Source organism: Phaeobacter sp. SYSU ZJ3003 (genome assembly GCF_041300735.1).
Taxonomy (GTDB): Bacteria; Pseudomonadota; Alphaproteobacteria; order Rhodobacterales; family Rhodobacteraceae; genus Phycobacter; species Phycobacter gallaeciensis_A.
In genome coordinates this window covers 1-2,320 of record NZ_PXNU01000025.1, presented here as the reverse complement: position 1 = coordinate 2,320, position 2,320 = coordinate 1, and the positions used below count along the sequence as shown (strand labels likewise).

2 protein-coding genes are annotated in these 2,320 nt (G+C 53.1%); one reads left to right on the top strand and one right to left on the bottom strand.

Features of this window, described 5'->3' with window-relative positions; genetic code table 11:
• Positions 1 to 103 precede the first annotated feature (103 nt).
• Positions 104 to 1,263, top strand: a protein-coding gene (locus C6W91_RS10520; RefSeq protein ID WP_369002870.1) for an IS3 family transposase whose coding sequence is annotated in 2 segments (ribosomal slippage) — positions 104 to 353 and positions 353 to 1,263 — 1,161 coding nt in all. Because the reading frame shifts where the segments join, the coding sequence is not laid out codon by codon here.
• 64 nt (positions 1,264 to 1,327) lie between these two features.
• Here the strand turns inward: C6W91_RS10520 and C6W91_RS10515 are convergent.
• Complete coding sequence (locus C6W91_RS10515) at positions 1,328 to 1,954, bottom strand: recombinase family protein (protein ID WP_370570800.1); 627 nt, start codon at positions 1,952 to 1,954, stop codon at positions 1,328 to 1,330.
• Positions 1,955 to 2,320 lie beyond the last annotated feature (366 nt).

The following is a 2,320-nucleotide window of genomic DNA, read 5'->3' as shown; positions in this document are numbered from 1 at the left end:
GACGAGGAATGCTACAACTTCTTCAAGGCCGCAGGATACAAAACCGATTAAACGCGACACGCTCTAATGTAGAGTTTGCTCAACCTCTTGATGGAGCAAACAGATGCGAAAGAGCCGTTTTACAGAAGCACAGATCATCGGAATGATCAAAGAACAGGAAGCCGGGATGCCGACGGCGGAGGTGTGCCGCAAGCATGGCCTGAGTCAGGGCACATTCTATAAATTCAAATCCAAGTATGGCGGCATGGAAGTGTCTGATGCGGCCAAGCTGAAGGCTTTGGAGGATGAGAATGCCAAATTGAAGCGTCTGCTCGCGGATCAGATGCTGGACAACGTCGTGTTGAAGGACTTGCTGGGAAAGAGCTGACGACGTCGAATGAGCGGCGCGAAGCAGCGCTCCGGGCGATGCGGGATCATGACATCTCGCAGCGCCGGGCCTGCCGACTTGTCGGTGTCGATCCAAAGACTGTCCGGCGTGAGCGCCCGCCGGACAATCCTGAGATACGCAAAGAGATGAAGGCCATCGCGGCCAAGCGGCGTCGGTTTGGCTACCGCCGGATCGGTGTGATGCTAGAGCGTAAGGGTATGATCATGAACCACAAGAAGCTCTATCGCCTGTACACAGAAGAAAAACTGGGCGTCAGGCGACGAAGGGGCAGAAAACGTGCCCGTGGATCGCGGACACCTATGCCAGAGGCGCTGAGACCTAGTGAACGCTGGTCTCTGGACTTCCTATCCGACACGTTCGGTGCATCCCGAAGGTTCCGCATTCTGGCGGTGAATGATGATTGCTGCCGCGAGAACCTGTGCCTGATGGCCGACACGAGCATCTCAGGGGCCAGAGTCGCGCGGGAGCTGGATGCGCTTGTCCGGGTCTATGGCAGACCGGCCAGCATTGTCAGCGACAACGGGACCGAGTTCACCAGCCGGGCAATCCTAAAGTGGGCCAACGACAACGGCGTCGACTGGCACTACATCGATCCGGGTAAGCCGCAGCAGAACGCCTTCATCGAGAGCTTCAACGGCAGCCTGCGCGACGAGCTCCTGAACGAGGAGATGTTCGACAGCCTGGAGGATGCCCGGCGCAAGCTGGCGCTCTGGCGATACGACTACAACAACGTCAGGCCGCACTCATCGCTCGGCAACCAAACACCCGCAGAAGCGCGCCGGACGCTTGAGCAATTTGAGGGCTCCGCGCCCGGCGCGCTTGCCCAATCAGACGACGGAGAATATGAAAACCAGACCCGCAGACTCTCGTTATGAATAAGGGAGCCTCGGGGGGCAGGTCACTGTGATTGCTTTTTTGACAAGCACTGGAAATGTAGGGTCATATTCCCCAGCGTGCTGCCTTGGCATATGCTGCTGCTGTGTCAGACTTGATACGTGACACAGCGAACTTGCTTAGACCAACCTGACGGGCGATTTCGTTCACTCCAACGCCTTCACCAACCTTGGCAACGATCTGATCAATCTGTGGAGTGGTGAACGAAGGTTTCCGCCCTTTATAAGCATCATCTCCCATTGCCTTACGGTGTTCATGACCTGCTTTCGCCGCTAACTTCTGAGCCTCTGCTTGTGCTTGTGCATTTGCTGCCATGAACGCAATCATGGCGTCACGTATTGCCTTCTGCATGGGATCATCTGTTGCACCATCAAAGGTCATGTTGTTGATCACGGTTTTGATCGTGACCCCCATATTCATAAATTCTCGAATATTGGCGGTGACGTCTTCATAGTTGCGACCAAGACGGTCTACCCAGCGGACAACCAAGGTGTCGCCCGCCCTCAACTTGTCGAACAACCGTTTTCCACCCGGACGATCTTTCAAGGGCACGGATACACCCGACACCCCTTCATCATCTATCACCCAATCAAGTTTAAACCCTGCCTGTTCCGCTTGGGTCTTTTGATGTGAAACGGTCTGATCAGATGTCGAAACACGGGCGTATAATATCGTCGCTATGGTTCTGCTCCATTTTGTTGCATAAGGATTCGTTGCATTTATATCATTGCGTAAGAAGAAAATCTAGCCATGTGCAACATTTCCAGAAGCGGTTTGGGAAGACCTGTTTCATCTTGACCTTATGCAACACCGATTGAACCAATAGGGTTAGATAAAACACTAAGGGCGCTGCAATGAAATCAAAGCAACACCCTTACAAAACAACCCAGCTAACTTTTACGCACTAAGTGAATTTCTAATCTTTAAGATTCCACATTCCACTCAAGTCCCTCGGCAACTGCATGTCTGGCACAATTCAAAAAATCGCGGTGTTCGTCATCCAGAACGCGCCAGTATTTTGAACAGGATTCCATTAGG